Raw genomic sequence first — 3310 nt, 5'->3', positions numbered from 1 at the left:
CGCCTGACGGTGGCCCTCACAGGTCACCGTCAACTCATGTAGTAGGCCTCGCCTGCCTTCTCGATGAGCTTGGCGCGATCGAGGATGACGACCAGCGCTCGCTTGTGCAGGATGAGCTTCGCTTGGCTCAATTTTTGAAGGGCCACAGTGACACTTGCGCGGCGGACGCCGAGGGTGAGCGCGAAGAATTCTTGAGTCAGCGGAATCTCGTCTTCGTCGAGCCGGTCCTGAGCCATCAAGAGCCATCGCGAAAGTCGCTCGAGCACGTTGCAGCGCCCGTTGGCTAGGGCAGCTTGGCCGAGCTGACCTATCAGAACCTGCGCATAGACGAGCGCTTCCCTCCGCAAGGCGGGGATCAAGTCCAACACCATGAGGAATGCTTCTGCCGAGATGCGCTGGCCACTCCCCGCAACTTGGGCATACACGTTGAACGCGGGGTAAACACTGCCGAGAAGAAGCGGCAAGCCGACGAGACCCTCGCGACCGATCAGCGCCACCTCCATCTGCGATCGTTCGTTCGCTCCGGCACGAACAGACGCAAATCCCTTCTCGATGAAGTAGACGTAATCCATGGGCTTCGAGGGGTCGCAAAGGCGGTCCCCCACGGATAGCGGCACCGGTTCCAAGAATGCTCGCAGGCGCGCAAAATCGTCCTCGGTCAGCGCTGCGAGAATCTCGTTGCGTGAGAACGTCTCGCGGCCCGCCAATTGCATGACGATCCCCATGGCTTTGACTATAGCGATCGATAAGGCACCGACCAACGTGCCATATCGGCAATGATGCCCGATGCGACCTCCGGCACTTTCCTGTGCACCCTCGGAAGCAACGCTTCGAGACCGTTGGTGAGCGACGTTTTGGGACGAAAGTGCAGCAGCTCCGTCAGCCTGGACGGGTCGCCGACGGAAGTCAGAATATCGCCATCCCGAGCCGGACCCATGCTGACCGTGATCTGCCTATGCGCCAGTTGGGCGATGTAATCCGTCAGAGTGCGAATCGACGTTCCCTGCCCGGTGCAGACGTTGCTCACTTCGGCGGCCGCGACGTTGCGGCTTTGCAGTCGCCTCATCGCTGCGCAACACGCGGCAACGGCATCGCTCACATAGACGAAATCGCGCGTCTGCCGGCCATCGCCATGAATGAGAAGAGGCGCGCCATCGAGCGCGCGCTGCATGAAGGTCGCGATAACGCCGGAAAAGGGGAGATAGGGGTCCTGTCGCGGGCCGTAGACGTTGAAGAAGCGAAGACCAAACGAATTGAGGGACCGAATACGGGCGCCGGCGAAGGCATGAAGCTCCATCGCGTATTTGTCCGCGCCGTGCGACGTGATCGGGCGTCGGGGATCGTCCTCGTCGATGGGCGTGTGAGCCGCCTCGCCGTAAATGGCAGCCGACGATGCGTAGACCACCGGAATCGAACGTTCGGACGCCATTTCGAAAATGTTGACTGAAGCGGAAAGGTTGACGCTGTGCGACACGTGCCACTGCTTGGAGCAGCGCTGGACCGTCGCGATCGCTGCGAGATGAAAGATGCCGTCGCAGCCGGCCGACACCTTGCGCATGAGCGCCTTGTTGCGAACATCGCCGACCGCCAGATCGGCCGCGATCGAGAGATTGTCGAAGCGCCCCGTAGACATGTTGTCGACCACGATCACGTCCGCGCCGTTCGCAATCAGCGCATCGACAAGATGCGATCCAATAAAGCCACAGCCTCCCGTGACGAGATATCGCTCCACCATGTGGACGTTCCCTGCAGCTGGCGTACCTCGGGAAGCAAGAACGGCCAGGAGATCAGCTACGGTCCTCAACCCTCATGGTCGTTTGATTTCTCGCTCTTCCACTGCATTAAACGCGCGCCAAGCTTTATGACCAAGCCTCTACGAAGGAGTACCCCTTTCGCCAACTAAAGACTGAGCGGAGAGCACAAAAATGCTCAGAAAAACGAAACACACATTTTTATTTTCGCGTCATTTCTGCGTTTCAAAAGAAAAAAGGGGCGGTTTGACCGCCCCTTTATTGATTTCGCTCCCGCGGTGGTTGAACCGGACGGGCCGAACGCCGGCTCTACGGTTCAGTTGCGGGTCTTGTCCACCAGCGCCTTGGCCTTGATCCAGGGCATCATCTCGCGCAGACGGCCACCGACTTCCTCGATCGGATGAGCGGCCATGCGGGCGCGGGTCGCCTTGAAGGACGTCTGATTGACCTTGTTCTCGAGCATCCAGTCGCGGGTAAACTTACCTGATTGGATATCCGTCAGAACGCGCTTCATTTCAGCCTTGGTCTCGGATGTCACAATGCGCGGGCCGGTGACGTATTCACCGTACTCGGCGGTGTTCGAGATCGAGTAGTTCATGTTGGCGATGCCGCCCTCGTAGATGAGGTCGACGATCAGCTTCACTTCGTGCAGACACTCGAAATAGGCCATTTCCGGAGCGTATCCAGCCTCGACGAGAGTCTCGAAGCCGGCCTTGATCAGCTCCACGAGACCACCGCACAGAACAACCTGCTCGCCGAAGAGGTCCGTCTCGCACTCTTCCTTGAACGTCGTCTCGATGATGCCGGCGCGTCCGCCACCGTTGGCGGAGGCGTATGACAGCGCGACGTCATGGGCGTTGCCGGTGGCATCCTGATGGATGGCGATCAGTGTCGGCACGCCACCGCCACGCTGATACTCCGAGCGCACCGTATGGCCAGGCCCCTTGGGAGCAACCATGAGAACGTCGAGGTCCTTGCGGGGCTCGATCAGGTTGAAGTGAACGTTGAGACCGTGGGCGAACAGGAGCGCCGCACCCTGCTTCATGTTGGCCTGCAGATCGTCGCGGTAGATATCGGCCTGCAGTTCGTCTGGCGTCAGCATCATGACCACGTCGGCCCACTTGGCCGCCTCGGCGACCTCCATGACCTTCAGGCCTTCCTTTTCGGCCTTGGCGGCGGAGGGTGAGCCCTTGCGGAGCGCGACGGCGATCTCTTTCACGCCGGAATCGCGAAGGTTAAGGGCATGGGCATGCCCCTGGCTGCCGTAGCCGACAATGACGACCTTCTTGCCCTTGATCAGGTTGATGTCGGCATCGCGATCGTAATAGACCCGCATGGTAATTCAGTCCTTTTCTAGCAAGGGCTTCCAGCCCCCTATCCCCGGTTCGTGCAACGCCGGAGAAGGTCTCCTGACGCAACATTCTGTTTTCCAGGGCCGCTTGTAGCGAACAAAGCTGCCCTGACAAGTCTTTGTTTGTAGGAAAAATGCGCATCGCCCGTGCGTTGCATGCAGGTCGAAGACATCGCGTTCCTCAAAACATCATTCCCGTGCTCGTCTC

Annotated in this window: 3 protein-coding genes; all 3 read right to left on the bottom strand. The window is 59.5% G+C overall.

What is annotated here, in order from left to right; all coding sequences use genetic code 11:
• Positions 1–29: 29 nt before the first annotated feature.
• Positions 30–713 carry a Crp/Fnr family transcriptional regulator gene (locus tag AC1DT3_RS15890; RefSeq protein WP_477466213.1) on the bottom strand — a complete coding sequence of 228 codons (684 nt, stop codon included), beginning with the start codon at positions 711–713 and terminating at the stop codon, positions 30–32.
• Between the two features lie 20 nt (positions 714–733).
• Positions 734–1735, bottom strand: a complete 1002-nt coding sequence (locus AC1DT3_RS15885; RefSeq protein ID WP_477466212.1) for an NAD-dependent epimerase/dehydratase family protein — start codon at positions 1733–1735, stop codon at positions 734–736.
• Between the two features lie 332 nt (positions 1736–2067).
• On the bottom strand, positions 2068–3087 hold the full coding sequence (ilvC, locus tag AC1DT3_RS15880) for a ketol-acid reductoisomerase (RefSeq protein ID WP_477466211.1): 1020 nt from the start codon (positions 3085–3087) through the stop codon (positions 2068–2070).
• Positions 3088–3310: the final 223 nt, after the last annotated feature.

Source organism: Microvirga sp. P4_G7 (assembly GCF_056401005.1).
This window is presented reverse-complemented; position numbering and strand designations above follow the sequence as displayed.